Annotated in this window: 20 protein-coding genes and 1 pseudogene; 11 read left to right on the forward strand and 10 right to left on the reverse strand. The window is 71.4% G+C overall.

The window, feature by feature from the left end; translation table 11 throughout:
- Window positions 1–117: 117 nt before the first annotated feature.
- Complete coding sequence (locus ACH4U8_RS24270) at window positions 118–876, forward strand: Fic family protein (protein WP_395780140.1); 759 nt, start codon at window positions 118–120, stop codon at window positions 874–876.
- Window positions 877–1,397: 521 nt separating this feature from the next.
- On the opposite strand, the gene ACH4U8_RS24275 is transcribed toward ACH4U8_RS24270, so the two are convergent.
- Window positions 1,398–1,997 carry a hypothetical protein gene (locus tag ACH4U8_RS24275; RefSeq protein ID WP_360314764.1) on the reverse strand — a complete coding sequence of 200 codons (600 nt, stop codon included), beginning with the start codon at window positions 1,995–1,997 and terminating at the stop codon, window positions 1,398–1,400.
- 227 nt (window positions 1,998–2,224) lie between these two features.
- Window positions 2,225–2,596 carry a hypothetical protein gene (locus ACH4U8_RS24280; RefSeq protein WP_395780142.1) on the reverse strand — a complete coding sequence of 124 codons (372 nt, stop codon included), beginning with the start codon at window positions 2,594–2,596 and terminating at the stop codon, window positions 2,225–2,227.
- Window positions 2,597–2,771: 175 nt separating this feature from the next.
- Between ACH4U8_RS24280 and ACH4U8_RS24285 the strand changes: the two are divergent.
- Window positions 2,772–3,383: pseudogene (locus ACH4U8_RS24285) on the forward strand (Scr1 family TA system antitoxin-like transcriptional regulator).
- 165 nt (window positions 3,384–3,548) lie between these two features.
- Here ACH4U8_RS24285 and ACH4U8_RS24290 read toward each other — a convergent pair.
- The 3 genes from ACH4U8_RS24290 to ACH4U8_RS24300 form a co-directional block, all read right to left on the reverse strand.
- Window positions 3,549–4,289: a class I SAM-dependent methyltransferase gene (locus tag ACH4U8_RS24290; protein ID WP_360314768.1), complete on the reverse strand. Its 741-nt coding sequence runs from the start codon at window positions 4,287–4,289 to the stop codon at window positions 3,549–3,551.
- Window positions 4,290–4,503: 214 nt separating this feature from the next.
- The gene (locus ACH4U8_RS24295) at window positions 4,504–5,196 is read right to left on the reverse strand and encodes a DNA polymerase beta superfamily protein (RefSeq protein ID WP_360314770.1); all 693 of its coding nucleotides are present in this window, start codon (window positions 5,194–5,196) and stop codon (window positions 4,504–4,506) included.
- A 95-nt stretch (window positions 5,197–5,291) separates the two neighbouring features.
- A complete protein-coding gene (locus ACH4U8_RS24300; RefSeq protein WP_395780144.1) occupies window positions 5,292–6,005 on the reverse strand; it encodes a hypothetical protein in 714 nt (237 codons plus the stop codon).
- Window positions 6,006–6,231: 226 nt separating this feature from the next.
- Here ACH4U8_RS24300 and ACH4U8_RS24305 point away from each other — a divergent pair, with 226 nt between their 5' ends.
- The 8 genes from ACH4U8_RS24305 to ACH4U8_RS24340 all read left to right on the forward strand — a co-directional run bounded on the left by ACH4U8_RS24305 (window position 6,232) and on the right by ACH4U8_RS24340 (window position 18,249).
- A complete protein-coding gene (locus ACH4U8_RS24305; RefSeq protein ID WP_395780146.1) occupies window positions 6,232–7,071 on the forward strand; it encodes a hypothetical protein in 840 nt (279 codons plus the stop codon).
- Window positions 7,072–7,368: 297 nt separating this feature from the next.
- Entirely contained in the window at window positions 7,369–8,967 is a 1,599-nt protein-coding gene (locus ACH4U8_RS24310; RefSeq protein WP_379992162.1) for an acyl-CoA carboxylase subunit beta, read from the forward strand.
- A 144-nt stretch (window positions 8,968–9,111) separates the two neighbouring features.
- Window positions 9,112–11,103, forward strand: a complete 1,992-nt coding sequence (locus ACH4U8_RS24315) for an acetyl/propionyl/methylcrotonyl-CoA carboxylase subunit alpha (RefSeq protein ID WP_395780148.1) — start codon at window positions 9,112–9,114, stop codon at window positions 11,101–11,103.
- Window positions 11,100–12,866, forward strand: a complete 1,767-nt coding sequence (locus ACH4U8_RS24320; protein ID WP_395780150.1) for an acyclic terpene utilization AtuA family protein — start codon at window positions 11,100–11,102, stop codon at window positions 12,864–12,866. The genes ACH4U8_RS24315 and ACH4U8_RS24320 overlap by 4 nt, the downstream gene beginning before the upstream one ends.
- 3 nt (window positions 12,867–12,869) lie before the next feature.
- Window positions 12,870–14,036 carry an acyl-CoA dehydrogenase family protein gene (locus ACH4U8_RS24325; protein WP_360314781.1) on the forward strand — a complete coding sequence of 389 codons (1,167 nt, stop codon included), beginning with the start codon at window positions 12,870–12,872 and terminating at the stop codon, window positions 14,034–14,036.
- Between the two features lie 230 nt (window positions 14,037–14,266).
- A complete protein-coding gene (locus ACH4U8_RS24330) occupies window positions 14,267–15,523 on the forward strand; it encodes an alpha/beta hydrolase (protein ID WP_395780545.1) in 1,257 nt (418 codons plus the stop codon).
- A 151-nt stretch (window positions 15,524–15,674) separates the two neighbouring features.
- A complete protein-coding gene (locus ACH4U8_RS24335; RefSeq protein ID WP_395780152.1) occupies window positions 15,675–17,237 on the forward strand; it encodes an AMP-binding protein in 1,563 nt (520 codons plus the stop codon).
- A 52-nt stretch (window positions 17,238–17,289) separates the two neighbouring features.
- A complete protein-coding gene (locus ACH4U8_RS24340; protein ID WP_360314785.1) occupies window positions 17,290–18,249 on the forward strand; it encodes a DUF1152 domain-containing protein in 960 nt (319 codons plus the stop codon).
- 37 nt (window positions 18,250–18,286) lie between these two features.
- Here ACH4U8_RS24340 and ACH4U8_RS24345 read toward each other — a convergent pair whose 3' ends face one another.
- The 5 genes from ACH4U8_RS24345 to ACH4U8_RS24365 form a co-directional block, all read right to left on the reverse strand.
- On the reverse strand, window positions 18,287–19,828 hold the full coding sequence (locus ACH4U8_RS24345; RefSeq protein WP_395780154.1) for a DUF6745 domain-containing protein: 1,542 nt from the start codon (window positions 19,826–19,828) through the stop codon (window positions 18,287–18,289).
- Window positions 19,829–20,090: 262 nt separating this feature from the next.
- A complete protein-coding gene (locus ACH4U8_RS24350) occupies window positions 20,091–20,417 on the reverse strand; it encodes a hypothetical protein (protein WP_360314789.1) in 327 nt (108 codons plus the stop codon).
- Between the two features lie 91 nt (window positions 20,418–20,508).
- Window positions 20,509–21,177 (reverse strand): response regulator transcription factor, encoded by a 669-nt coding sequence (locus ACH4U8_RS24355; RefSeq protein WP_360314791.1) that lies wholly within the window; start codon window positions 21,175–21,177, stop codon window positions 20,509–20,511.
- A complete protein-coding gene (locus ACH4U8_RS24360; RefSeq protein WP_395780156.1) occupies window positions 21,174–22,454 on the reverse strand; it encodes a sensor histidine kinase in 1,281 nt (426 codons plus the stop codon). The genes ACH4U8_RS24355 and ACH4U8_RS24360 overlap by 4 nt, the downstream gene beginning before the upstream one ends.
- A gap of 218 nt (window positions 22,455–22,672) precedes the next feature.
- Window positions 22,673–24,919 (reverse strand): putative bifunctional diguanylate cyclase/phosphodiesterase, encoded by a 2,247-nt coding sequence (locus ACH4U8_RS24365; protein WP_395780158.1) that lies wholly within the window; start codon window positions 24,917–24,919, stop codon window positions 22,673–22,675.
- A 467-nt stretch (window positions 24,920–25,386) separates the two neighbouring features.
- Here ACH4U8_RS24365 and ACH4U8_RS24370 point away from each other — a divergent pair, with 467 nt between their 5' ends.
- Window positions 25,387–26,241, forward strand: a complete 855-nt coding sequence (locus ACH4U8_RS24370) for an ADP-ribosylglycohydrolase family protein (RefSeq protein ID WP_395780160.1) — start codon at window positions 25,387–25,389, stop codon at window positions 26,239–26,241.
- Window positions 26,242–26,339: the final 98 nt, after the last annotated feature.

The following is a 26,339-nucleotide window of genomic DNA, read 5'->3' on the forward strand; positions in this document are numbered from 1 at the left end:
CGAGTCGCGCTTGTTCGCGGTGTGGCCCGGAGAACGGTCGAGCCATCTCGACCTGTCACGCGTTCGCCGCACGAGCCTCGCCACCTGAACGCGACGAGTCACCTCGAAGGCCGCGAGTTGCAGGCCGTCCTTGTCAAGGGGACTCGAGGCGACAGCTACGACGCGGGTCGGCTACGCCAACGGCAGGTCTACATCGGCGAGCGGTATGGGGGGATCGAGCAAGCCCGCTTCGTACCGCCTCCCCACGGCAGCCACCTGGAGAACGGCGTAAGCGACTGGGATAAATGGATCAACGCCGATGACGACATTCCACTGATCGCCAAGACGGCGTTGGCTCACCACCAATTTGAGACGCTTCACCCGTTCAGCGATGGCAACGGCCGCCTGGGCCGTCTGATCGTCGTCCTCATGCTTACCACCGCCGGTGCACTCCACTACCCGGTGTTCAACGTCTCCCCGTGGCTGGAGCGTCACCGAGAGCAATACAAGGATCTACTTCTACGCGTTAGTCAAACCGGAGATTTCGACGATTGGACGCAATTCTTCTGCCGGGCGGTAATCGATCAGGCAGCCGATACGGTCGCTCGCATCGAGGACCTTCTGACGTTCAGAGAACGGGTGCAAAGCCGGTTGCGCACGGCGAAGGTCAAAGGTGTGGCACTCGACATCGCGGACGAACTGATCGGCTATCCCATCATCAGCCCCACCGAAGCTGCCGGTCGACACTCCGTGACGTATGCGGCGGCCAATACAGCGGTGGGCAAGCCGGTGGAGCACGGTCTCCTGCGCGAGACCACCGGACGCTCCTACGGTCGTCTCTTCGCCTGCGACGAAGTCATGACCATCATCCTCGGCAACGGCCCCGCAGCGAGTTGAGTCCCGAACCTTCGGGCGGCAGGATGCGCGACGAACGGCGTCACCACTACCGGTGGCACCTGTCGGACCGGGCGCTTCGAGTGATGGTCCCGTCCGGCCGGCGGCAAGTGCTCCGCCGGCCCGAACGGCCGAGACGTCAACCCCCCGCTCGGTTCGCCGGTGGGGCTGACGTCGTCGCCGTCTCGGTCTACTCGGCGGACGACGGGTCCGGCCGCGCCGAGCGACTGCTCGGCTTCAGCTTCCCGGACACCCGGCATCGTCCGCGATCATCGCAGCACCGATCCCGGCGACTCCCACTCGCTTTCGGGCATCGAATGCCACACGGGTTCCCGCTCGCTGGGAATCTCCGGCCGGACTTCGAGGGCATTTCCCGACCCGGCCGCGGGCCTTGAAGCCGACATCCTCGTGGGTGCATTTCCGGTGCCGCCGCAGGGGGCTACTTTCCCCGCCCGCGCGCGCCGGCCGGTTCGGGGGCGGTCGGCGCGCGTGGGGGAGGGGTGGCGGGTGTGCGCCGGGGTTGGTCAGCGGTTCTGGATGGCGTCCATGGCTACTGCGACGCTGATGGCGAGGCGGCGGTCCATGGTGGAGTCGGGGAGCTTGACCAGGTACTGGTCGCGCAGCTTCATCTGGCGCTCGACGGTCAGGACGGGCTTGCCGCTCTCGTCGACGAAGTCGAAGTGGTACGTGGGGGCCGGCAGCCAGGCGCCGACCACGGGTATGAAGCCCCACACGCGGCGCAGGATCGCGCCGAAGAGGCTGCGCTCCTGGCCGACGGCCTTGGCGGCGTCCGGGCGTTCGAGGTTCCAGGTGGAACGCAGGAGGGACTTCTTGAAGTCCTTCGAGAACATGCCGAGGTTGGTGCCCTCGACGCCGGTCACGTCGTGCTGGGCGCGTACGTCGAGCATTTGGCGCGCCTTGAAGCGGGCGAGTTCGGTGGTCTTGGTGTCATCCGTGTAGAGGATGACCTCTTCCTTGAGCTTGCCGCGCTTTTGCTGTGCGAACGCGATCACCGGTCCGTGCTTCCCGTCCGGACCGACCAGGTGGACCACGTACTGGTTCACGATCGGGCGGAAATTCTGACGGATGATGAGCTGCGTTTCGTTCTGGAACGGCATGGTCATGGCGTGCGGGATCCCCCAGGGGTATGCGGAGCGTTGAAGGCGCGGAGATCCGGAGAACCGGACACGCGGAGCCTTGGAAGCGCACAACCTATCGGTGTTCCAACGACATGGGCAGCCGAGATTTCCAGTGGAAACCTCTCGTTGCGCTTTTGTGTCGCACGCGTTCGCCCCAGACACCCCATTTCGCCGATCGGGATGGCGAGATGGCACTTTCCGTAGTCGGGGGGCTACGCAAATGAGTGGATGGGGTGTGGAGTTCCTTTGCGGTGCAGCGAAAATGCCCAGTGGTGTGGTGGTGCGTGCTCGACTTCGTGAATCCGGCGTGCCCGGAACAGGCCGCCGTCGGTCGGCTGGACGGATACCGCGCGGCCGGGCGCGAAATCGTCGAGCGCGATCACGTCGCCGGCCGGTTGGCCCGGGTGCCGGGTGGCATCGATCATTCGTACGCGGCCGGCCGGCTCGATTGCGCGGCGGATCGGTGGCGCGTCGTTGCGCTCGTCGCGCCTGACGACCCGTACGACTTCCGCGCCCGGATCGGAACTCCCGGGCCCGGGCCCGGCGAAGCGACGGCGGGACGTGCCGCACGGGTCGGCGCTCATGGCGCGGCCCTGCGGTGGCGATGTGCCTCGCGCACGCGCGTGCCGGCCATTGCCTCGACCTGCCCCCGGACGTCGTCGGATACGCCCGGCAAGCGGACGGCCCGGCGAACGCGTGGCAAGGCTGCGATTGAGCGCGGGGATGACGCAAGCCGAGTCGGCACTTGCCGCCAACCGCATGCACTACTCGCGCGTCGGGCAGATCGAACAGGCTCCGGGCCACCCGCCGACGGAACAGCAGGCCGCCGACCTGGACGCGGCGCTGAACGCCGACGGGCTACTGATCGACCTTTGGGGCTACTTGTACCGCGGGTCCATTCCGGACTGGGTGAGGCGGCTCATGGAGCTTGCGGAGCAGGCAACCCGAATCCGGCAGTACATGGCGCACGTTGTGCCCGGGCTGCTTCGGACGGAGGACTATGCCGAGGCACTTCTCCGTGCGTAGGGACCCGAGCACTCGAAGAGCGTCTTCACCTGCGAATGACGCGACAAGTCCGTGCTGCTGCGACCGGTGGGCGGCGAGGCGGTTATGGTGCGCCGATTCCGTCATCTTCGGACTATGACGGATCTACCCGAGATCTCGGTCCACGTGTTGCCCTTCATGCCGCGTACACGGAAGGTGCCCGATACCGGCCGCCTACGAGCGCCGGCAGGAGTCGGCTCTCCCACCGATATTGTCGGCAGAATTGCTCGATTACATGTCAGGGGACACGTGACCGAGTCCGAGCACTTGGCCATGCCAGGCCGACGTGTCGGTCTTCCCGGCCGCGACCCGGCGGCTCCACCATGAGCCGAGGATGGGCTGACATATCCGAGGCGACCGAGGCTGGAGTCCGGTCCCGGCTGCACGAGGTCCTTCCGGCCAGGCTTCGCGGCGCGAACGCCCTGGGCTTCTCCCGGGCGGCCCTCGACGGCTACCGCAACGACGTCACCCCCGACAGCCCGGTGGCCGACCTCAGGCCGGCTTGCGCCACACGGAGATGTGCTTCGCGGAGTCCTGGGTGAACGGAGCCTCGTCCCAGTCCGCGACGCGACGTTCCAGTTCGAGCCCGGCGATCCGTGCCATCAGGTCGAGCTCTGCCGGCCAGGCGTACCGGTGCCGGGAGTTGTCGCGGCGGTAGCAGCCGTCGTCGCCGTCGCGGGTGAAGTGGTGCGAGACGAGAATCTGCTCGACCAGGTCGAAGGTGTCGAAGCCGAGATGCTGCTCGGAGACATCGAACGGCACCGCGACCTGGCCGGGTGGCAGGAACCGCAGCGGCGGCACACCCAGCTCGATGACGAATCGGCCGCCGGGCTCCAGATGCCGTGCGGCGTTGCGGAAGCACTCGACCTGCTCGTCCTGAGTGAGCAGGTTCGTGATGGTGTTGTAGACGAGGTAGACCAGGGTGAACTCACCGGGAACGACAGTGGTGGCCATGTCCCCGATGACTACCGGGAGTGTGTCCTCGTCGATCTTGCGTCGTAGCACCGCTGCCATGTGCTCGGACAGTTCGATGCCCACTACCGGCACGCCGCGTTCCCGGAGCGGGACTCCCACTCGCCCGGTTCCGATGGCGAACTCCAGTGCCCGGCCGTCTCCGGCGAGCTCGGCGAGGAAGGCGAGAGTCGGCCCGAGAACGGCAGCCGAGGACGCTTCGGTCTCCTCGGCGTCGTAGCGGTCGGCGGTGGCACGGGTCCACAGTTCACTGCTCGTCACGGACGGCCACTCTGCCGGATGCCGAGCGGCGCTGTCGACCGCCCACAACTCGTCGTCGCCTTCTCATGGTTTCGACCCAACCACCCCGCACCCCGGATCATCGGTTCCGGAGTGATCCAACGTCGTGGCTTGCCCTTGACGGCCACGCTCGGCGCCTGACAGGGCGTGGGATTGTCGCGCCTTCCCGGGATTTGGGGAGGGGGCGCCGTCGGGTTCAGCCCGTGAGGGCGGCCAGGCGGAGGTCGACGACCAGGGTGTCGATGGCTTCGCGGTCGGGGTGGTCGGGGAGGGCCGAGTCGATGGCGTCGAGGGTGGCCTTTTCGCGTTCGAAGCGTTGGGCGAAGGCTTCGGGGTTTTCGGCGGCCAGTCGGCCGACGGCGAAGAGGTCTTCGCGGTGGGCGCTCACGTCGAGAAGCAACTCGCCGGTGCGTAGGAGTTGTTGGCCCTGAAGCAGCAGGCGCAGGCAGTGCCGGCCGTGTTTGGCGGTGCGCTTGGCCGTGTCGGCGGAGAAGCCGGCCTTGCCCGCCTCGTGCCGGCCCTGTAGCCGCTTGGCCTGCTGGACGGCGTAGCCGCCGTAGGCCGACCGTACGTACTCCGTGGACAGGAACGCGCCGCGCAGGGCCCGGAGTCGGCGGCCGGCCTCGGTCTCGACGCGGTACTCGGGGAGCCAGAGCAGCTCGGTCACCGTCGGGTTGCACTTGAGCGCCAGGCCGCAGTACTTGCCCAGTTCGTGCATCGTCACATCGGGCTTGGTGGTCACCTTGGAACTGCTCGTCGCGTTGGCGCCGTTCAACCCCAGGACCTCCCGCGAATCGGCGATGTACACCCCGAGCAGGTCCTCGTCCGACTCCGGCGTGGCCAGTCCGTAGGCGGTCGAGCCGACCACCCCCATCAGCAACGTACGCATCCCGCCGATCCCCGCTTCCCCGTGATGATGATCGTGGCACCGTTCGATTCCGAAGTATCCGATACGGCGGGTGCGATGCGAATCCGGTTTTTCCTTCAGCGTCGACCGGGTCGCCGGCTCAGCGCGTGGCCCAGCGCGAGGACCCACACCAGCAGCAGCGGCAGGGAGAGCAGGGCCAATCCGCCGAGCGCGGTGTTCAGGAGCAGGTAACCGAGGCCCGAGCCGACGATCGCGGCGGCCAGCGCGTACCCGGTGAACGATTCCCAGCGGCGCAGCGGTACGACCCGACGGGCCGCCACGGCTCCCACCGCGAGCGCGGCGAGGGCGAACATCTTGACGCCGTCGATGCGTTGGACCAGGTCGAACAGCCCACCCGCGCGGCCCGGATCGGCCGTGTCCGCCCGGCCGATCGCGACCAGTTCGAGCACGAGTTGGAGCACGGCCAGTCCGGCGGCGGTCGTCCCGGCCCAACCGGCGAAGCGGGCTCCCCGATCCCCGCCCGCCCGACGCAGCAAGGCGATACCGAGGACGGCCAACGCGCCGGCCGCGAGCCCGTGCACCAGCACGGACTGGGCGATGGCCCGGCCGGCGTCGCCCACATAGGCCGAGGTGACCTCGGCGGCCGAATCACCAAGCTCCGGCGTGGCCCCTGCCGCGACGGTGAGCCCGGCGACCCACACGGCGGCGTGGCCGACCCCGGCGGCGAGCGTGCGCCTGCTCGGCGTACCCGGTGCGTCGGGCGTACCCGGCGCGCCGGGCGCGACCTGCCCGGTCGAAGCGGTCGTCGTCCGCGCGGTGGTGATGGTCATCAGTTCTCCCGAGACTCGATGAGCTAACGCTGTTAGCTGCTCTGTGTCCATCATCCGGCTAACGGCGTTAGCCGTCAAGTGACCCCCGCCACCCGGCGCGCCCGGCACTTGCACTTGCCTGATACCCCCCTGGGGTATAACTTTTCGTTGTGGCCGCCACCAAGGCCACCGCGAGTGGTCCGACCGGGCCCGCTCGGCCGGATCGCACGACGCACGGGAGATCGCCATGACCGTCCACGCCCACCACACCGCCGCCGCCGACACCCCCGAGGGTCTCCAGGTCTCGCGCGACGGCTACACGCTGGTCCCGGTCGCCGCGCCCGCCGGCACCTTCGCGTTCCGCATCGACGGCCCCGACGGAGCCCCGGTGCGCGAATACCTACCGCAGCACGACAAGGACCTGCACCTGATCGTGGTGCGGCGCGACCTGAGCGGCTTCCGCCACGTACACCCGGTACTCGGCGAGGACGGCGTGTGGACCCAGGAGTTGACCCTCGACCGGGCCGGCACCTATCGGGTCTTCACCGACTTCGCCCCGGCCGCGACCGGCACCCCGCTCACCCTCGGCGTCGACGTCCAGGTCGCCGGCGACTTCCGGCCGGTGCCGTTGCCCGCGCCGGCGCCGACCGCGGAGGTGGACGGCTACACGGTGACCCTGGCGGGGGAGCCGGCCGCCGGGCAGGGCGCGCACATCACCCTCTCGGTCGCCCGGGACGGTCGGCCCGTCACCGACCTGGAGCCCTACCTCGCCGCGTTCGGCCACCTCGTGGTGCTGCGCGAGGGCGACCTGGCCTACCTGCACGTGCACCCCGGCGGCGCGCCCGGCGACGGAGTGACCCCGGCCGGCCCGGAGATCGCCTTCCACACCGAGCTGCCCAGCGTCGGCACCTACCGGTTCTTCCTCGACTTCAAGCATGGGGGCGTGGTGCGAACCGCCGAGTTCACCGTCGAGGCCGGCAAGCCCGCCGCCCCGGCCGACCCGCACGCGGGGCACGCGGGGCACCAAGGCCACCAGAACCACGACAGCCACCAGAACCACGACAGCCACCACGGCCACCACGGCTGACCCGACCCCACCCACATCGACGCGGCCCCGCCACTCCCGGGCCGCGTCGATGTCGTGTTTTCCCGGCCAAAGGGGTACCGGAGCGATGCCCACCGCCCGCCCCGCCCCGCCCGGAGCACTCGAATGGCCCACCCGCGCCCGCCACGCCCCTCCGCACCCCCCGAGCATCCGGCGAACGCCCGGCCCCGCACCCCTTCCGCGCCCCGCAACCCTTCCGCAGCCAAGCTACCGGCCGTTAACATCCGGAAGCTGCCGTCGACATGCCCCGTCATGTTCGACAGGTGAGGAGGCGTGCTCGTGCCCGTTCTTCGTTCCCGGCTCGATCCCCGGTCGGACATCTACCGGGACAACCGCACCGCGCAACTCGCCGCGCTCGCGGCGCTGCACGAACAACTCGACCTGGCCCGCGCCGGCGGCGGCGAGCGCTACGTCGAACGGCACCTGGCGCGCGGCCGATTGACCGCCCGTCAGCGCATCGAGCTGCTGCTCGACCGGGACGCGCCCTTCCTCGAACTTTCCTCGCTCGCCGCGTGGGGCACCGAGTTCACCGTCGGCGCGGGCCTGGTCACCGGCATCGGCCCGGTCTCCGGCGTCGAGTGCGTACTGATCGCCAACGACCCGACCGTGCGCGGCGGTTCGCTCAACCCGTACGCACTGCGCAAGAACCTGCGCGCCCTGGAGATCGCCCGCCGCAACCGCCTGCCGGTGATCAGCCTGGTCGAGTCCGGCGGTGCCGATCTGCCCACCCAGGCCGAGCTGTTCGTGCCGGGCGGTCGGGTCTTCCACGACCTGACCGAGCTGTCCGCGCTGGGCATCCCCACCATCGCGCTGGTGTTCGGCAACTCGACCGCGGGCGGCGCCTACATCCCCGGCCTGTGCGACCACTCGGTGCTCGTGGCGGGGCAGGCCAAGGTGTTCCTCGGCGGCCCACCGCTGGTGCGGATGGCCACCGGCGAGGAGGCCGACGACGAGGAACTGGGCGGCGCCGCGATGCACGCCCGGGTGTCCGGGCTGGCCGACCACTACGCCGTGGACGAATACGACTGCCTGCGGATCGGTCGGCGGATCGTGGCCGAGCTGAACTGGCACAAGCACGGCCCCGGGCCGACCCACCCGGCGGACGAGCCGCTGTACGACATCGACGAGGTGCTCGGCCTGGTCTCCGCCGACCTGCGCGTGCCGTTCGATCCCCGCGAGGTGCTGGCCCGGGTGGTGGACGGTTCGCGGTTCGGCGAGTACAAGCCCGGCTACGGGACCAGCCTGGTCACCGGATGGGCCTCGGTGCACGGCTTCCCGGTGGGGGTGTTGGCCAACGCGCGCGGCGTGTTGTTCGGCGAGGAGTCGCGCAAGGCCGCCGAGTTCATCCAGTTGGCGAACCGCTCGCACACCCCGCTGCTGTTCCTGCAGAACACCACCGGCTACATGGTGGGCACCGCGTACGAACAGGGCGGCATCGTCAAGGACGGCGCCAAGATGATCAACGCGGTGACCAACTCGACCGTGCCGCACCTGACCCTGAACATCGGCGCGTCCTTCGGCGCCGGCAACTACGGCATGTCGGGCCGCGCCTTCGACCCCCGGCTGTTGTTCGCCTGGCCGACCGCGAAGCTCGCCGTGATGGGTGCGGCGCAACTGGCCGGCGTGTTGTCCATCGTCGGCCGACAGGCCGCCGCGGCGCGCGGGATCGCCTTCGACGAGGAGGTGGACGAACTGCGCCGGAGTGCGATCGAGGCGCAGATCGAGCGCGAGTCGCACGCGTTCTTCGTCACCGCGCGGCTCTACGACGACGGCGTGATCGATCCGCGCGACACCCGCACGGTGCTCGGCATCGCGCTGTCCGCGGCGCACTCGGCACCGGTCGCGGGCACCACCGGCTACGGGGTCTTCCGCATGTGACGCCGGCCGAGGGCACCCCAGCCGACCCGCCCACCAGGCGGCAGCACACCGAAGGCACCCCGGCCGCCTCGCCCACCCGGCGCCGGGACACCCAAGGCACCCCAGCCGCCCCGCCGCCCGGAAACCGCACACCGAGGGGATCGTATGCCGTTCATCCGCAGGCTGTTGATCGCCAACCGCGGCGAGATCGCGGTCCGGATCGCCCGCACCGCACACACGATGGGCATCGACACGGTGGCCGTGTACGCCGATCCGGACACCGACTCGCCCCATGTCGCGGCGGCCGATCAGGCGGTCCGGCTGCCCGGCGAAACCGCCGCGGACACCTACCTGCGCGCCGACCTGCTGATCGAGGCGGCCCGGAGCACCGGCGCCGACGCGGTGCACCCGGGCTACGGATTCCTGTCCGAGAACGCCGACTTCGCCCGCCGGGTCGAGGCCGCCGGACTCGTCTTCGTGGGGCCCGCGGCGCAGACCATCGCCGCGATGGGCGACAAGCTCGCCGCGAAGGAACTGCTCGGCGCGGCGGGTGTGCCGGTGTTGCCCGGCGGGATCGTTCGCGAGGACGGCGACGCGCGCGAACTCGCCGCCCGGATCGGCTTCCCGCTGCTGGTCAAGGCCGCCTTCGGCGGCGGCGGCCGTGGCATGCGGGTGGTGCGCGAACCGGGCGCGCTGGCCGAGGCGGTGGCCGGCGCCCGGCGCGAGGCGGGCGCCGCGTTCGGCGACGACACCGTCTTCCTGGAGCGTCTGGTGGAGCGCCCCCGACACGTCGAGGTGCAGATCTTCGGCGACACCCACGGCACGGTGCTCGCGCTCTTCGAGCGGGACTGCTCGATCCAGCGCCGGCATCAGAAGCTGATCGAGGAGAGCCCCTCCCCGGCCGTCGACCCGGCGCTGCGGGCCCGGTTGTGCGCGGCGGCGGTGACCGCCGGTCGGGCGATCGGCTATGTCGGCGCGGGCACCGTGGAGTTCGTGCTCGACCGGGCCGGCGCGTTCCACCTCCTGGAGGTCAACACCCGACTCCAGGTCGAGCACCCGGTCACCGAACTGACCACCGGCCTGGACCTGGTCCGGCTGCAACTCCTGGTCGCCCAGGGCCACCCGCTGCCCGCCGAACCGGTCGCCGCCGGCCACGCCATCGAGGCCCGGCTGTACGCGGAGGACCCCGGCCGCGGCTACGCCCCCTCGGTCGGCACGCTGCACCGCTTCGAACTGGCCGAGCGGGACGGCATCCGGGTGGACGCCGGCGTGGCCGAAGGGAGCCGGATCGGCCCGCACTACGACGCGCTGCTGGCCAAGGTGATCGCGTACGCGCCGACCCGCGACGAGGCCTGCCGCAAGCTCGCCCACGCGCTCGCCCGGGCCCGACTGCACGGCGTGCGCACCAACCGCGACCTGCTCGTGGGCATCCTGCGCTCGCCCGAGTTCACCGCCGGAGACGCGGACACCGGCTTCCTGGATCGACATCCGCCGGCCGAACTGTGCGCCCCCGACCCGGCGGCGGCGGCGATCCACGCCGCCGCCGCGGCCCTGGCCGGACAGGCCGAACGGCGGGCGGCGGCCCGCGTGTTGGGCGGCATTCCGAGCGGCTGGCGCAACGTCCGCAGCGCCGACCAGCAGGTGACCTACGCGCACGACACCGACGGCCGCACGGTGGTCACCTATCGTCTCCCCGACCAGGTCGCGATCGACGGAAAGCCGTTGCCCGGTCTGGTCGTTCACGCCGCACACGCGGATCGGGTGGACCTGACCGCGGACGGGGTGCGGCGCACCGTCTCGGTGCACCGGGTCGGCGACACGATCCACCTGGACAGCCCGCTGGGCGCGAGCGAGCTGACCGAGCTGCCGCGACTGCCGGAACCGGCCGAACCCGTTCGGGAGCCCGTCGGTTCGCTGTCGGCCGCGATGCCCGGCACGGTGGTCCGGGTCGCGGTCGAAGAGGGCCAACACGTCGTGGCCGGACAACTCGTCCTGGCCGTCGAGGCGATGAAAATGGAACACGAGGTGCTCGCACCGCACGCGGGCGTTGTCGGCCGACTGACCGTGCGTCCGGGCGAACCGGTGGACGCCGGCACGGTGTTGGCGATCGTGGCCCCCGACGCCGACGCCGAGACTCACGCGGAGGCCGCGCGATGAGCGCCTCGACCGACGGGACGCCGGCCCGCCGCCCGGTCCGGATCGCGAACTGCTCCGGTTTCTACGGCGATCGACCGGCCGCCGCACGCGAGATGGTCGAAGGCGGCCCGATCGACGTGCTCACCGGCGACTACCTGGCCGAACTGACCATGTCCATCCTGTGGAAGGCCCGGAACAAGGACCCCGACGCCGGCTACGCGCGCACCTTCGTCACCCAGATGGAACAGGTGATGGGCACCTGCCTGGACCGGGGCATCCGGATCGTCTCCAACGCCGGCGGGCTCAACCCGGCGGGCCTGGCCGAACGCCTGCGGGCGAGCGCGGAACGCCTGGGCCTGGCCCCGCGGATCGCCTACGTGAGCGGCGACGACGTACTGGACCGGATCGACGCGGGACCGCGCGCGGTGACCGCGAATGCCTACCTCGGCGGCTGGGGCATCGCCGAAGCCCTCGCCCGGGGCGCCGACATCGTGGTCTGCCCGCGGGTGACCGACGCCTCCCTGGTGGTCGGCCCCGCCGCCTGGTGGCACGGCTGGCGGCGCACGGACCACGACCGGCTCGCCGGCGCCGTCGTCGCGGGCCACGTGATCGAATGCGGCCCGCAGGCCACCGGCGGCAACTACCCGTTCTTCGGCGACCTCCCACGCCTGCAACGGCCGGGCCGCAGCCACGACTTCGCGCTGGACACCCGCCGCCCCGGCTTCCCGATCGCGGAGCTGGCCGCCGACGGTTCCTCGGTGATCACCAAACACCCGGGCACCGGCGGCCTGGTGTCGATCGGCACGGTCACCGCGCAACTGCTGTACGAGATCGCCGGACCCGCCTACGCCAACCCCGACGCGGTGGCCCGCTTCGACACCATCACGCTCGGCCCGGCAGGTCCGGACCGGGTGCGCATCCGCGGCGTGCGCGGACTGCCGCCGCCGCCCACCCTCAAGGTCGCCGTCAACGAACTCGGCGGCTACCGCAACACCATGACCATGGTGCTGACCGGCCTGGACATCGAGGCCAAGGCCGCGCACGCCGAACGCATGCTCTTCGACACGCTCGGCGGCCGGGACCGGTTCGCCGAGGTCGACGTACGGCTGCTGCGCTACGACCGACCCGACGCGCCGACCAACGAGCAGGCCACCGCGCACCTGCGGGTCACCGTCAAGGACCCCGACCCGACCAAGGTCGGCCGCGCCTTCTCCGGCGCGGTCGTCGAACTCGCGCTGGCCGGCTACCCGGGCTTTCACACCACCACCCCGCCCACCACCGAGACCGCCTACGGCGTCTTTCGGGCCGGGTGGATCCCGGTCGCCGAGGTCGAGCACACCGTGGTGCTGCCCGACGGCACCTCGCGGGCGATCGCGCCGCCCGAACACACCGCGCCGCTGCCCGCCGCCACCCCGCCGGCCGAACCACCGGTCCGCCACCCGGGACCGACCCGCCGGGCGCCGCTCGGACTGGTCTGCGGCGCCCGCTCCGGCGACAAGGGCGGCGACGCCAACCTGGGTCTGTGGGCCCGCAGCGATGCCGGCTTCCGCTGGCTGCGCGGGCATCTGACGGTCGATCGACTACGCGAACTGTTGCCCGAAGCAACCGAGTTGCCCATCCAGCGGTATGTGCTGGCGAACCTGCGCGCGATCAACTTCGTGATCGTCGGCCTGCTCGGCGAGGGCGTCGCCGCCACCACCCGCCCGGATCCACAGGCGAAGGGCCTGGCCGAGTACATCCGGTCCCGACACACCGACATCCCCACGACGCTGTTGGACGGGTGAGCCATGGACTTCCGAGAGAGCGACGAACACCGGGCCCTGCGCGCCGCGGTGGGCGCGATCACCGACGGATTCGGCCCCGGCTACTTCGCCGAGCACAGCCGCGACCGCCGACCCACCACCGAACTGTGGCAGGCCCTGGGCAAACACGGCTACATCGGCGTCAATCTGCCCGAGGAGTACGGCGGCGGAGGCGGCGGCCTGGTCGAACTGGCGATCGTCTGCGAAGAGGTCGCCGCACACGGCTGCCCGCTGCTGTTGCTCCTGGTCTCCAGTGCGATCGCCGGCGAGGTGCTCACCCGGTTCGGCACCGCCGGGCAAAAGCGCACCTGGCTGCCCCGCCTGGCCGCGGGCACCGGCAAGATCGTGTTCGCGATCACCGAACCGGACGCCGGCTCCAACACCCACCGCCTGGCCACCACCGCGACCCGCGTCGGCGACGGCTGGTCGGTGCGCGGCACCAAGCAGTTCATCTCCGGAGTCGACGAGGCCGACGCGATCCTGGTGGTCGCCCGGACCGGCACCGACCCCGAATCCGGCCGCGCCCGGCTCTCGCTGTTCCTGGTCGACGCCGCCCACCCGCGCCTGACCGCGACCCCGCTGGCGATCGAGGGCTCCGCACCCGAGCGGCAGTTCACCCTCTTCTTCGACGACGTACCGGTCGCCCCCGACCGACTGATCGGCACCGAGGGCGACGGACTGCGCCAGGTCTTCCACGGCCTGAACCCGGAACGGGTGACCGGTGCGGCACTGGGAGTCGGCATCGCCCGCCACGCGCTCGCCCGCGCCGCCGACTACGCCCGTACCCGCGAGGTGTGGGGCCGCCCGATCGGCACCCACCAGGCGATCGCCCACCCGCTCGCCGAGGCCGCCGTCGAGGTCGAGTCGGCCGCGCTGATGACGGCCCGCGCCGCCTGGCTGCACGACGCGGGCGAAGCGATGGTCAAGGCCGCCGGAGAGGCCGCCAACATGGCCAAGTACGCCGCCGCCGAGGCGGCCATCCACGCGGTGGACGCCGCCATCCAGACCCACGGCGGCAACGGCATGAGCCGCGACTACGGCCTGGTACCCCTGTGGGGCATGGCCCGCGCGTTGCGGATCGCGCCGGTCAGCCGGGAGATGATCCTCAATCACGTGGCGCAACACACCCTCGGACTGCCGCGCTCGTACTGATCGACACCCCCGTGTGTACCGGTCCGCGCTACGACTGCGGAGGACCCGGCGTACTTGCGTGCGACTTGTGAATGACCCGGTTCGGGACTCGGGATCGACGCGGCAGCACGCGGCCGGGCAGAAGATGGAGAGGCAGGCTGCTCCGCTCCCGGCGCGACTGTGTCGGGTGTCGGCCGGGACCGGTGTCATCGGTCGGGCTCGGCGAAGAAGGCAGTGGAAGCGTGGATCAGATGTTGGCGGGGCGTCCCTTCTGGGACGTGGACATCACGAGCATGTGGTTCGTCATAGGCATGGCGCTGGCCACGGCAGGCACCGCCTTCGCCACCATCTGGTTCTGGAACCGCCCCACGCTCCAGCGCACCCGCCGGATCTGCACGCTGCTGTTCACCCAGCTCATGGTCACCTTCACCATCCTGGCCGCGGTCAACGCGCAGATGTACTTCTACTCGACCCTGTCCGACCTGATGCACATCGCGGACGGGCCGCCGGTGCCGGACGTGTCGGTGTCCACCGTCAAGGTCAAGCACCTCGACCCAAGGCCGGCCGTGCCGTTCTCCGACGACCACGGCAAGGGGCTGCCGTTCATGGTCACCAAACCCCCGCTGACCGACCAGCCCCGAACCCCCAAGCCGCGACGGTCCGGCGCGGACCCCAAACACGGCGTGCTGGTCAACACCTCCATCCAGGGTGCCCGCACCGGCTACAAGCTGGACACCTTCGTCTACCTGCCCGCCGCCTACTTCAACGCGGAGAACGCTCGCGCCCGCTTCCCGGTCATCCAGCTCACCTCCGGCTTCCCCGGCACCCCCGACACCTGGCTGCGCCGGATGAAGGTGCACCAGATGCTCGCCGGGCTGATGGAAACGGGCAAGATGCCGCCGACCATCGTGGTGATCGCGGCGCAGAACCCGATCGCGGGCCGGGACAGCGAGTGTGTGGACGCCCCCGGCGGTGCCCGCGCCGACACCTACCTCGGCCAGGACGTACCGGACGCCATAGCGGCCAACTTCCGCACCGCGCCCGCGCCGGCCGGATGGGGCCTGCTGGGCTACTCCACGGGCGGCTTCTGCTCGGTCAACCTGGCGCTGCGCCACCCCGACCGCTACACCGCCGCGGCCAGCCTCTCCGGCTACTTCAAGGCGATCACCGACGTGACCACCGGCGATCTGTACCGCGGCGACGACGCGCTGCGCCGGGCCAACAGCCCGCTGCACACCGTCGACGACGTGCGCAGGCCGCCGGTGCGGATGTACCTGTTCGCGGCCAAGGGCGAGGGCAAGACGGTCCGCGAGGCCCGTGAGTTCGCCCGCAAACTGCGGCCGACGGACAGCGTGAAGGTGCAGATAGAGTCGTCCGGCGGCCACAACTTCGGTACCTGGGCCAGGGGCCTGCCGGGCGCGTTCGAGTGGCTGGGGCGCGAACTGGCGACCGGACCGGGCGGCGAGGTGCGCGGGCCGGCCTTCTCGGGCGGGCGACCGCTGCACTGAGACCCCGGCGGCGGGTGGGCGGGCGACCCGGCCGATCCCTTCAATACGGCCCGGTACGGTGCGAGACTTCTGCGGCGCCATCCGAACGGAAGCCCAGGGCCCGCGCCCGGCTCGGGAGCGGGACGCCGTCGCACCGAGACGAGGATCGCCCATGCATCCCGGTGTCACCGCCGCCGCGCACCCGCACCGCCCCGCCGTGATCATGGCCGGCACCGGCCGGGTCGTCGGCTACGCCGAACTGGACGCGGAGTGCAACCGCTTCGCCCACCTGCTGTACGACGCCGGGCTGCGCCCGGGGGACCACGTCGCGATCGCGCTGGAGAACCACCCGCTCTACCTCGCGCTCACCTGGGCCGCGCAGTGCTCGGGTCTGATCTACACGCCGGTGGGCGTACGACTGCATCCGGACGAGCTGGCCTATGTCGTGGACAACTGCGGGGCACGGGTGTTCGTCACCTCGGCCGCGCAGGCCGAACTCGCGGGCGCCATCCGCGACCGGGCGCCCCGGGTGGAGCGGTGGCTGATGCTGGACGGCGCGGTGCCCGGCTTCGAACCGTACGAGGTCGCGGTCCGCACCTGCCCGAGCACGCCGCTCGCGAGCCGGTTCGAGGGCGCGGACATGCTCTACTCGTCCGGCACCACCGGTCGCCCCAAGGGGGTACTGCCCAAACGCGAGGAGCACCCGCTGGGCACCGGGCCGGCGCTGACCCTGTTCCGCCTGATCGGCGCGCTGTACGGGATGGACACCTCGGGCGAGGGCGGCGACGTCTACCTGTGTCCCGCGCCGCTCTACCACGCGGCGCCGCTGCGCTACTGCATGCAGTTCCTGCGCGCCGGGCACACCGTGGTGGTCCTGGAGCGTTTCGACCCGGAGGCTGCGCTGGCCGCGATCGAGCGGTATCGGGTGACGCACAGCCAGTGGGTGCCGACGATGTTCGTGCGGATGCTCAAGCTGCCGGCCGACACGCGCGAACGCTACGACCTGTCCTCGCTGCGCTACGCGGTGCACGCCGCCGCGCCGTGTCCGCCCGAGGTCAAGGAACGCATGCTGGACTGGTGGGGACCGGTATTGCACGAGTACTACGCCGGCACCGAGGGCAACGGCTACGTCGGCTGCGGGCCCCGTGAGTGGCTCGCGCACCGGGGCACGGTCGGGCGGGCGATCCTGGGCACGCCGCACATCTGCGACGGTGCGGGGCGGGAACTGCCGGTGGGCGAGGACGGTCTGGTCTACTTCGCCGACGGGCCGCAGTTCTCGTACCACGGCGACCCGGACAAGACCGAGGCCGGCCGCGATCCGGCGGGCCGGGGCTGGACCACCCTCGGCGACATCGGGCACCTGGACGCGGACGGCTACCTGTATCTGACGGATCGCCAATCGCACATGGTGATCAGCGGTGGGGTGAACATCTATCCGCAGGAGGTGGAGAACCTGCTCGCGCTGCATCCCGCGATCGCCGACGTCGCGGTGTTCGGCGTCCCGGACGCGGAACTGGGCGAACAGGTCAAGGCGGTCGTGCAACCGGCCGAAGGCGCGACGCCGGGGCCGGAGTTGGCCCGCGAGCTGATCGCCTACTGCCGGGCCCGGATCGCGCACTACAAGTGCCCGCGATCGGTGGACTTCCGCGCCGAGTTGCCTCGGCATCCGACCGGGAAGTTGTACAAGCGGCTGCTGATCGACGAGTACCGGGCGGCGGCGCCGGGTTCGACCTGAGGATCGGCAATTGCCTTGGCGTACGGCCCGGGTGCCTTGATACCGTCCGCGCGTGTTCACCCTTGCCGAACCTCCGGTCTTCGCCCGTCTGCGGGACGCCCGTTCCGTGTTGATCGCGGGGGCGGGGGGTGGTTTCGACGTGTTCTCCGGACTGCCGCTGGGGCTCGCGCTGGCCGAGCAGGGCAAGCGGGTGCACTACGCGAACCTGTCGTTCGTGACCGTGGATCGGCTGCCGTCGGCGAGTCGGCTGTTGCCCGGACTCGCCGCGGTGCGACCGGACACGTCGGGCAACGACGACTACTTCCCGGAGCGCACGCTGGCGAGCTGGCTCGGGCGCAACGGTTTCGCCGACACCGTCTACGCGTTCGGGAAGACCGGGGTCAAGCCGCTGCGGGCCGCGTATCGGCGGTTGGTCAAGGACCTCGACGTGGACGCGATCGTGCTCGTGGACGGCGGCACCGACATCCTGATGCGCGGCGACGAGGCGTCGTTGGGCACCCCGGAGGAGGACATGACCAGCCTCGCCGCGGTGGCGGGTGTGCGGGTGCCGACCCGGCTGGTCGTCTCGCTCGGCTTCGGCATCGACTCCTACCACGGCATCTGCCACGCGCAGGTGTTGGAGAACCTGGCGGCGCTTACCCGGGAGGGGCACTACCTCGGCGCGTTGTCGATTCCGCGCGAATCGCGGGAGGGAGCGCTGTACCTGGACGCGGTGGCGTACGCGAACCGGCGCACCCCGCAGCGGCCGAGCATCGTGCAGGGCTCGGTCGCCTCGGCCCTGCACGGGCGGTTCGGCGACGCGCACTTCACCGAACGCACCGGAAACAGCGAGCTGTTCATCAATCCGCTGATGAGCGTGTACTTCACCGTCGACCTGGTCGGCCTGGCCGAACGCTCGTTGTACCTGTCGCGGCTGGAGGGCACCGAGAGCATCTGGGACGTCGCGCGGCGCATCGACGAGTTTCGCGACGAGTTGGCGTTCACCCGGCCGAGGCAGGCGATCCCGCACTGAGGCCCGGCGGGGCGCCGACCGGATCGGTGACCGGGCGTCAGGTCTCGTGCGACGGGCGGTATTCCTCCGGGCTCAGGCCGAACGTCCAGGCCACACCCTCGCGGGCGGTCTCGGTGTCCGGCGGCACGCGCAGCCAGTAGGTGCGGGTGCTGCCGTCCGGTTCGGGCGTGGAGTTGAGCACCTCGACCATCATGATCGGTTCGTCGTCGTCGAGTTCGATCTCCCACAACACGCCGGTCTCGTCCCGATCCAACGGCTGGGCACCGACCTCGCGCAGGTAGCGGTCGTAGCCGTAGATCTCCAGCATCACCCGGCGCAGCTCGGCGTTGTCCTCGTTGTGGATCGCGCGTACGGTCAGCCGGCTGCCGCCGGGGCCGAGACCGCCGACGAAATCGGCCGGCACCGGCATGCCGCGCCACGCGTGCAGCGCGAAGCCGTCGGCGTAGGTCAGCGCGGGGCCGTCGCCGTTGTGCAGCCGCGACTGGTCGTCGCGATGCATCGTGGTGGGCCGTTCGCTGACCAGCACGACCCGCTCGTACGGCCACCACCAGCCGACGTGCCGGGCCACCTCGGCGAGTTCGGCCAGGACCGGGAAGTCGAACTCGGGGAAGCGCTCCTTGAGTCCGTCGAAGACCGCGAGCCAGGCCGCGTCGTGTTGGCCGCCCAGCGCGCTGTGCGTGGTCGCGCGGACCTTGTCCGCGATGTCCCAGCGGCCGCGCGAGGCGGGGGTGCGCACCGAGGGGTCCCACGCGCCGACGCCGGAGTGCACCGCCTCGCGGATGCGCTCGGTGAGCTGCCGGGTGGGCTCCCACAGCCGGTCGGCGCCCTCGGCCCAGGCGAGCTCCCAGCCGCCCGCCCCCAGCACCGCGGTGGCCTGGGCCTTGGCGGCCGTCCAGGGGCCGCTCCAGAGCCGTTCCTGCACGGGTCGGCCCGGTCGCCCGGGCACCTTGACCGACAGCCGGGTGGCGGCCAGGTCGGCGGGCTTGCAAGTGCCCGCCGCCACGGTCGCGGCCACCGCCGCCGCGAGGGGCGAGTCGTACCAGACCACCCGCTCCGGCTCGGACAACCCGGCGGCCCGATACACGGCCCGGATGGCCTCCTCGGCGGCGGGCCGATCGGCGGGACCGGTGGCGGCGGCGACGTGCGCCCAGTCGGTGGTGGCCTCGGCCAGGGCGAGCCGATCCGCGAGGCCGAGCACCGGCCGAGGGGCGGGTCGCGGCCGGCCGACGACCGGCGCGTGTTGCGGGGTCGGCCGGGCGCGGTCGGCGGCGGCCCGGGCGTCGTGGGTGGTCGGCCCGGTCGCCCCCGCGGGCTCGGCGGCCCGGGTCGGCGCGTGCAGCGGGGTGCGCCGTGCCCGGTGGGGGCTCGGCTGTGGCGGCTCGTGCGGTCCCTCGTCGAGCGGGGGAGTGGCCCGCGCCGCGGACTCGGCCTCGCGCGCGGCCCGTTCCTCGCGTGCCCGCAGCGCCGCCCAGGCCGCCGCCGCCGGATTGGCGGGCGGCGCGGGCGGGTTTGGCGGGCGCGGGGCGAGGGCCTTGCGCGGCAGCGCGATCCCGGGCAGCTTGCGGGGCGGCGTGGCCATCGTGTCTCCCGTGGTGTGCGGTTGCGCCCGGTCGGCGGCGAAAGCTCGGGCCGGACCGGTCGGTTCGACGCGTCGGATGATCGTCGCCCACCGGATCGGCTCGGCGCGTCGGGGTGTGTCGAGCGCGGAGACCATGGTTCCACCGGCTCCGACCCGGCTGCGGTGAATGTCGGCTCCGACCCGATCCCGAGCCCGCGTTCGAGCCGGCGAGCCGGAAAGAGCCCGGGCCCGAAGGCGCGTCGGCGGACGTGCCGGACCGGATCTAGTCCGCCACCATCCGGACCGCGCCCGGGATGTACTCGCGTTGGCGGACCACTCGGTACCAGCCCTTCGGCAGGTCGATCGTGGCGTGTTCCTCGTGCACGATGCGGGTGGCCTCGTCCAGGTGCAGGTGGCCGATCAACATCGGTTCCGGGGCCAGGTACAGCGTGCCACTGCCGACCACCGCGTGGGCGTGCCCGGTGGCCTCGCCGAGCGCCAGCACGAGTCGGCCGCGGGCGTCCCGGGGTTTGGTCGGCAGCGCCTCGACGCCGGTGGGCACGGTCTGTGCCTTGATCGGTTGCAGCAGGATGTCGCCCTGGCGAAACATGGCAAACCTCCATCGGGATGGTCGAATCGACGGTGGCTCAACCCCACCGCCGAACACGCTAACCACCCCGACCGACAGGCCGCGCCGCCGATCAGTAGCCCGCCGGCCGGATCAGCCCGGTCTCGTAGGCGTACACCGCGGCCTGGGTCCGGTCGCGCAGGCCCAGCTTGACCAGGATGCGACCGACGTGGGTCTTCACCGTCTGCTCGGCCACCACCAGGCGGGCCGCGATCTCGGCGTTGGACAGGCCCTGGGCGATCAGCGACAACACTTCGGTCTCGCGTTCGGTGAGGTCGCCGACGCGGTCCTTGAGCGGGACCCGCGGCGCACCGGCCAGACGGGAGAACTCGCCGATCAGGCGCTTGGTCAGGTTCGGCGCGAGCAGCGCGTCCCCGGCGGCCACCACCCGTACCGCGTGCGCGAGTTCCTCGGCCGAGGCGTCCTTGAGGAGGAAGCCGGACGCGCCCGCGCGCAGCGCCTCGTACACGTACTCGTCCAGATCGAACGTGGTCAGCACGAGCACCTTGGTCGCCGTGCCGGCGGATCCGGTGATCCGCCCGGTGGCCTCGATGCCGCCCAGCCGAGGCATCCGGATGTCCATCAGCACCACGTCGGGGGCGAGTTCGGCCACCTGCCCGACCGCGTCGAGGCCGTCGACGGCCTGCCCGACCACCTCGATGTCGGGCTCCGCGTTCAGCAGGACGGTGAAGCCCTGCCGGACCATCATCTGGTCGTCGGCGATCAACACCTTGATGCTCACGAATCGCCCCCCAAAGGCAGTCTGGCCACGACCTCGTAACCGCCGTCGGGGATCGGCCCGCCGGCGAAATCGCCCCCCAGCATGGCGACCCGCTCGCGCATTCCGAGCATCCCGTGCCCGCCGCCCGGCGGAGTCGACGGGGCGGACGAATCGAGCGGCTCGCTCGCGGTGTTGGCGACCCGGATCGCCAAGCCGGTCGCCTGATAACCCAGCTCCACCCGAATCGCCGCTCCCGGCGCGTGCCGCAACACGTTGCTGAGCGCCTCCTGCACGATCCGGAACGCGGACAGCTCGACCCCGGGCGGCAGCGCCCGCCGCTCGCCGGTGATCCGGGTGTCCACCTCCAGACCGGCGCCGCGCACGTTGGCGACCAGCTCGTCCAGCCGATCCAGGGTGGGCTGTGGGGCGTGCCGGACGGCCTCGGACAGGTCGTTCTCGGAGCGCAGCACACCCAGCACCCGGCGCAGCTCGGTGAGCGCGTCGACCGCGTTCGCCCGGATGCCGACCAGGTTTTCCTTGAGCGCCTCGGAGGGATTGTCCACCAGATGCGGCGCGACCTGGGCCTGGATCGAGATCACCGACATGTGGTGCGCGACCACGTCGTGCAACTCGCGGGCGATCCGGGTGCGTTCCTCCAGGAGGGTACGCCGGGCCCGCTCCTCGGCGGTGAGTTCGGACTGGACCACCAACGCGGTCCGGGCCTGCCGCCGGCCGCGCAGCGAGGCACCGACCACCGCCGCGATGGTCAGCGTCACCGCGGCCGATTCCAGGTCGAACCTGCGCATAGGGGCGAAGAAGGTGACGTGCAGCAGTGTCCCGATCAGCAGGCTGATCGCCAGCACCTCGAACGTGACGCGCGGCCGGGCCCGCAGCGCGACCATGAACACCGCAGCGGCGTGCAGCGCGATCCCGGTCCCGGTCCACGGGTACAGCTGCGGGGTGTCCGGGTTCGCCGCCAGCGCGACGACGACCATCGCCGCGGTCACCGCCCACCACGCCTGCACCGGCCGGAACATCGCGACCACGATCGCCACCGACGGGGCGCCGCCGAGCAGGATGCCGGCCGACTGGCTCAGGCCGTACTGCCAGACGAGTTGGTTGATGTTGACCACCGCGGCCGGGACCGCCAGGAACACCAACAACACCGCGGACGCGGGTTGCCAGTCCCGCCAACGGCGCGGCAGCGGGTCGGGAGCGCCCGTCCACAGGTCGGCGCGCAGGGTGCGCACGAGCGCGCCCACCGCCGTCCTGATCCGGCCCCCGCCCTCCCTTCGCACAAGATCAACTCTAGGCACGCCGCACCTCCGCCGTCCGGGCGGGCCTCGTGCGCGCCTTCGGCACCGACGCTAGGCGCGGTCCCCGGCCGCGGACATCCCGCCAGGGGGCTCACCCGTCGAGTGGCTCTCGGGTACTACGGGTATCGGTGCGGCGCATCGCACCGACCCGCACCGACCCGCCGTCGGGGCCGCCGGACCGAGCCGGCGTGCCCCCACCCTCAACTGCGCTCCTTGACCCCCGCCAACATGCCCTCGATGCGGTCCGGCGGCCCGGGCCGGGAGAAGTACCAACCCTGCCCGGCGTCACAGCCGATCGCCCGCAGCCGCTCCGCCTGGACCGCGGTCTCGATGCCCTCCGCGGTCACCGTCAGGCCGATCGCGTGCGCCAGTTCGACCAGCGAGGCCACGATCCGGCCGTCCACCGGATCGGAGTCGCCGGGTTGCCGCAGGCCCTCGACGAAGGAGCCGGCGATCTTCAGCTCGCAGACCGGCAGTCGACGCAGGTAGGCCAGGTTCGAGTAGCCGGTGCCGAAGTCGTCGATCGCGATCCGGATGCCCATCGCGGCCAGTTCGCGCAGTCGCTCCAGCGGACCACCGTCGGTGGACATGATCTGACTCTCGGTCAGCTCGAATTGCAGTCGGCCCGGATCCAGGCCCGTCTCGGCCAGCACCCGCTCCACCTGGCGTACCAGGCCCGGTTCGCGGCACTGGCGTTCGGCCAGGTTGACGCTGATGAAGGGGGCGCCGTCCGGCTCCAGGTCCTGCCAGCGGCGTGCCTCGCGGCACGCCTGCTCCAGCACGTGCATGCCCAGCGGCACGATCAGCCCGGTCTCCTCGGCCAGCCCGATGAAGCGGTCCGGGCCGACCAGGCCGTTGCGCGGATGGCGCCAGCGCACCAGCGCCTCGACGCCGAGCACACCGCCGTCGGCGAGCGAGACGAGCGGCTGGTAGTCGACGTAGAACTCGCCGTGGTGCAACGCGGCGGGCATCTCCGCGGACAGCGTGTAGCGCGCCACCTCGCGGTCGTTGCGGTCGGTGTCGAACACCGTCCAGCGCCCGCGCCCGTCGGACTTGGCCCAGTAGAGCGTTATGTCGGCCGCCCGCAGCGTGTCCGCCGGGCTGGTGCCGGCCACCGGCCGCTCCACGATGCCGATGCTCGCGGTGACCGTCAGGTCGTGGCCGCGGATGCGGAACGGCTCGCGCAGCGCGGCGAACACGCCGTCGGCCAGCGCCACCACCTGGCCGGTGCCGGTGGAGTGCTCGACCAGGATGACGAACTCGTCGCCGCCCATCCGCGCCATCAGGTGCCCGGCCTGGCCCGCGTACCGACTCAGCCGCCGGGCGACCGCGACCAGCAACTGGTCGCCCACGTCGTGCCCGAGGCTGTCGTTGACCACCTTGAACCCGTCCAGGTCCAGGTAGCACAGGCCGACCCGGTCACCGGGGCCCGGGTGTTCGAACGCGGCGGTCAGTCGTTCGACGAACAGCGCGCGGTTGGGCAGCCCGGTGAGCTGGTCGTGCATCGCCTGGTGGCGCAGCCGGGTGTGCAGGCGGTGCCGGTCGGTGACGTCCTCCAGCATGCAGACCTGGTACTCGGGGCTGCCCTTGGAGTCGCGGACCAGGGACAACGACAGGTGCGTCCACAACGTCTCGCCGTCGGCCTTCTCGAACTGCTTCTCCAGGGCGAAGTGGTCGCGTTCGCCGCTGATCAACTCGTCGTAGAGCTTCCACATGTGGTCGGTGTCGCCGTCGTGCATGAAGTCGCGGACCTGCCGCTTGCACATCTCCTCGACGCTGGCCGCGAACATCGTGGTCATCGCCTGGTTGACGTCGATCACGTTGCCGTCGACGTCGCCGATCCCGATGCCGATCGCGGCCTGGTCGAAAACGGCCCGAAAGCGCGCTTCACTCGTGTGCAGTGCGTGCTCCGCGCTGTCCCGGGCGACCAGGACGGCGGCGTGGATGGCCTCCTGCTCGTCCAGGGTCCGCCGGCGCAGCGCCTCCGCGTAGCCCGCCGCGAGCGCGCCCATCAGCCCGGCGATGCGCTCCAGGTACGCGTCGGGATCCCGACCGCGGGAGACCGCCTCGCGGCGCAGGATGGGCCACCACGGGCCGACCAGGCCCAGGGTGCGCTCCAGCGTGCCGCTGCCGGTGAAGTGTTCGCCGACGAGGGACGCGCCGACCTCGCGCGCCGCGGCCGGGTCGAACGGCTCGGTGCGCAGCGCCTGCGCCAGGCGCAGCGCCTGGTCGCGCAGGTATTGCTCGATCTCGGCACCGCTCAACGGGACGAAGCTGGTGCCCTCGACGGCCCGGGCCCAGTCGCGGGCGAATCGGCTCAGCGACGGCCTGGCCCCGTCGGCCCGCGCGTCGTCCGTACCGCCGTTCACCCTGCGCTCCCCACGGTGGTCCGGGCGCACATGCCGGTCCCCCGGCACGCCTGGACCCACGCTGTGCCCGGCGCCCATGATGGTCGATCCACCGCCCCACCTTTCCTCCTCGGGGGCGATCCGTCACCGTGCAATGTCGGTGCGGTCGCCGCTCGGACGAGCCGGCCACAATCCCCAGCGGCCGTGTGAACGAGCCACATCACCCGTTATCACCCGTTCGGACGAGCCGGTTGGTACCTCCGGTGTGTCCCGACGATCGCGTGATCATCGTTGACGGTATCCGCCGCGGCGCGGAAACGTCTTGTAGTTGGACACGGCGCGAGGAGCATCACTCCGGAGAGGGACATGTGGTGCGCGCGGGTCCGTACCGAATTGTGGCGTACGCCCTCGCACTCCGGCGCACGCAGGGCTCCCCACGCGACGACTGACGGACCATCAGGTTGCCGCCCCCGGGCAACGGTACGCTCTACCGCCACGAGTCGGCGAGGTGGGGCGCCGTCGCCGCGGTTGCCCGGCGGTCCACCCGAGTGGAGGAAGTGGTCCCGATGTTGGTGGAACTCGCGGTAGGGGATGCGTACGGGGCGGGATTCGAGTACGCCGATCGTTCGTTCGTCGTGCGAGGCAACACACTCGCCGGTTATGTGCAGCATCCTCGTCATCGTGACGTGCTGCCCGGCCGATATACCGACGACACGCAGATGAGTATCGCGGTCGCCGAATGGTTGCTCGGCGACGATCACGGGATACCGGCGCTCGCGGACCTGTTCGTGCGGGCGTACAAGCGTGACGCGCGCGCCGGTTACGCGCGGGGGTTTCGTGGCGTACTGGAGGAGGTCGCCGACGGCGCGGAGTTGCTGGCGGTATTGCGGCCGGAGAGCGACAAGAGTGGCGCGGCGATGCGCGCGGGCGTGCTGGGCCTCTTGCCGGACCCGGCCGACGTGCGCCGGATGGCGGCGACGCAGGCCCGGATCACCCACCGCACGCTCGGCGGGATGACCTCGGCGACCGCGGCGGCGCTGGCGGTGCACTACTGCCGGTACGGCCTGGGTCCGGTCGCCGAACTGCCGACGTGGCTGGTGGCGACGCTGCCCGCGTCGACCGGGCCGGCCGTGTGGGCGCAGCCGTGGCGCGGCAAGGTCGGCTCGCCGGGCATGGACAGCACCCGCGCGGCGATCACCGCGCTGGCCGCGCACACCGGCACGGCCGCGTTGTTGAAGGCGTGTGTGGCGTACACCGGCGACGTGGACACGGTGGCCACCATCGCGCTCGCGGCGGCGAGTTGCTCGGCGGAGTACACCCGGGACCTGCCGCCCGCGCTGGTGGCGGGCCTGGAGAACGGCCCCTACGGACGAGAGCATCTCGCGGGCCTGGACGCGCGGTTGGCGGCCCGGTTCGGCTGAGCCGCGCCGGGCGGGCCCGGTCGGCCGCGGCGCGTCGGTGAAAGACCGGCGAAAGATCCGGCCCGGGACGTCCCGAGGGACGGATCGGCGAAACGCGA

It is taken from the genome of Embleya sp. NPDC020886 (genome assembly GCF_044333915.1).
Lineage (GTDB): Bacteria > Actinomycetota > Actinomycetes > Streptomycetales > Streptomycetaceae > Embleya.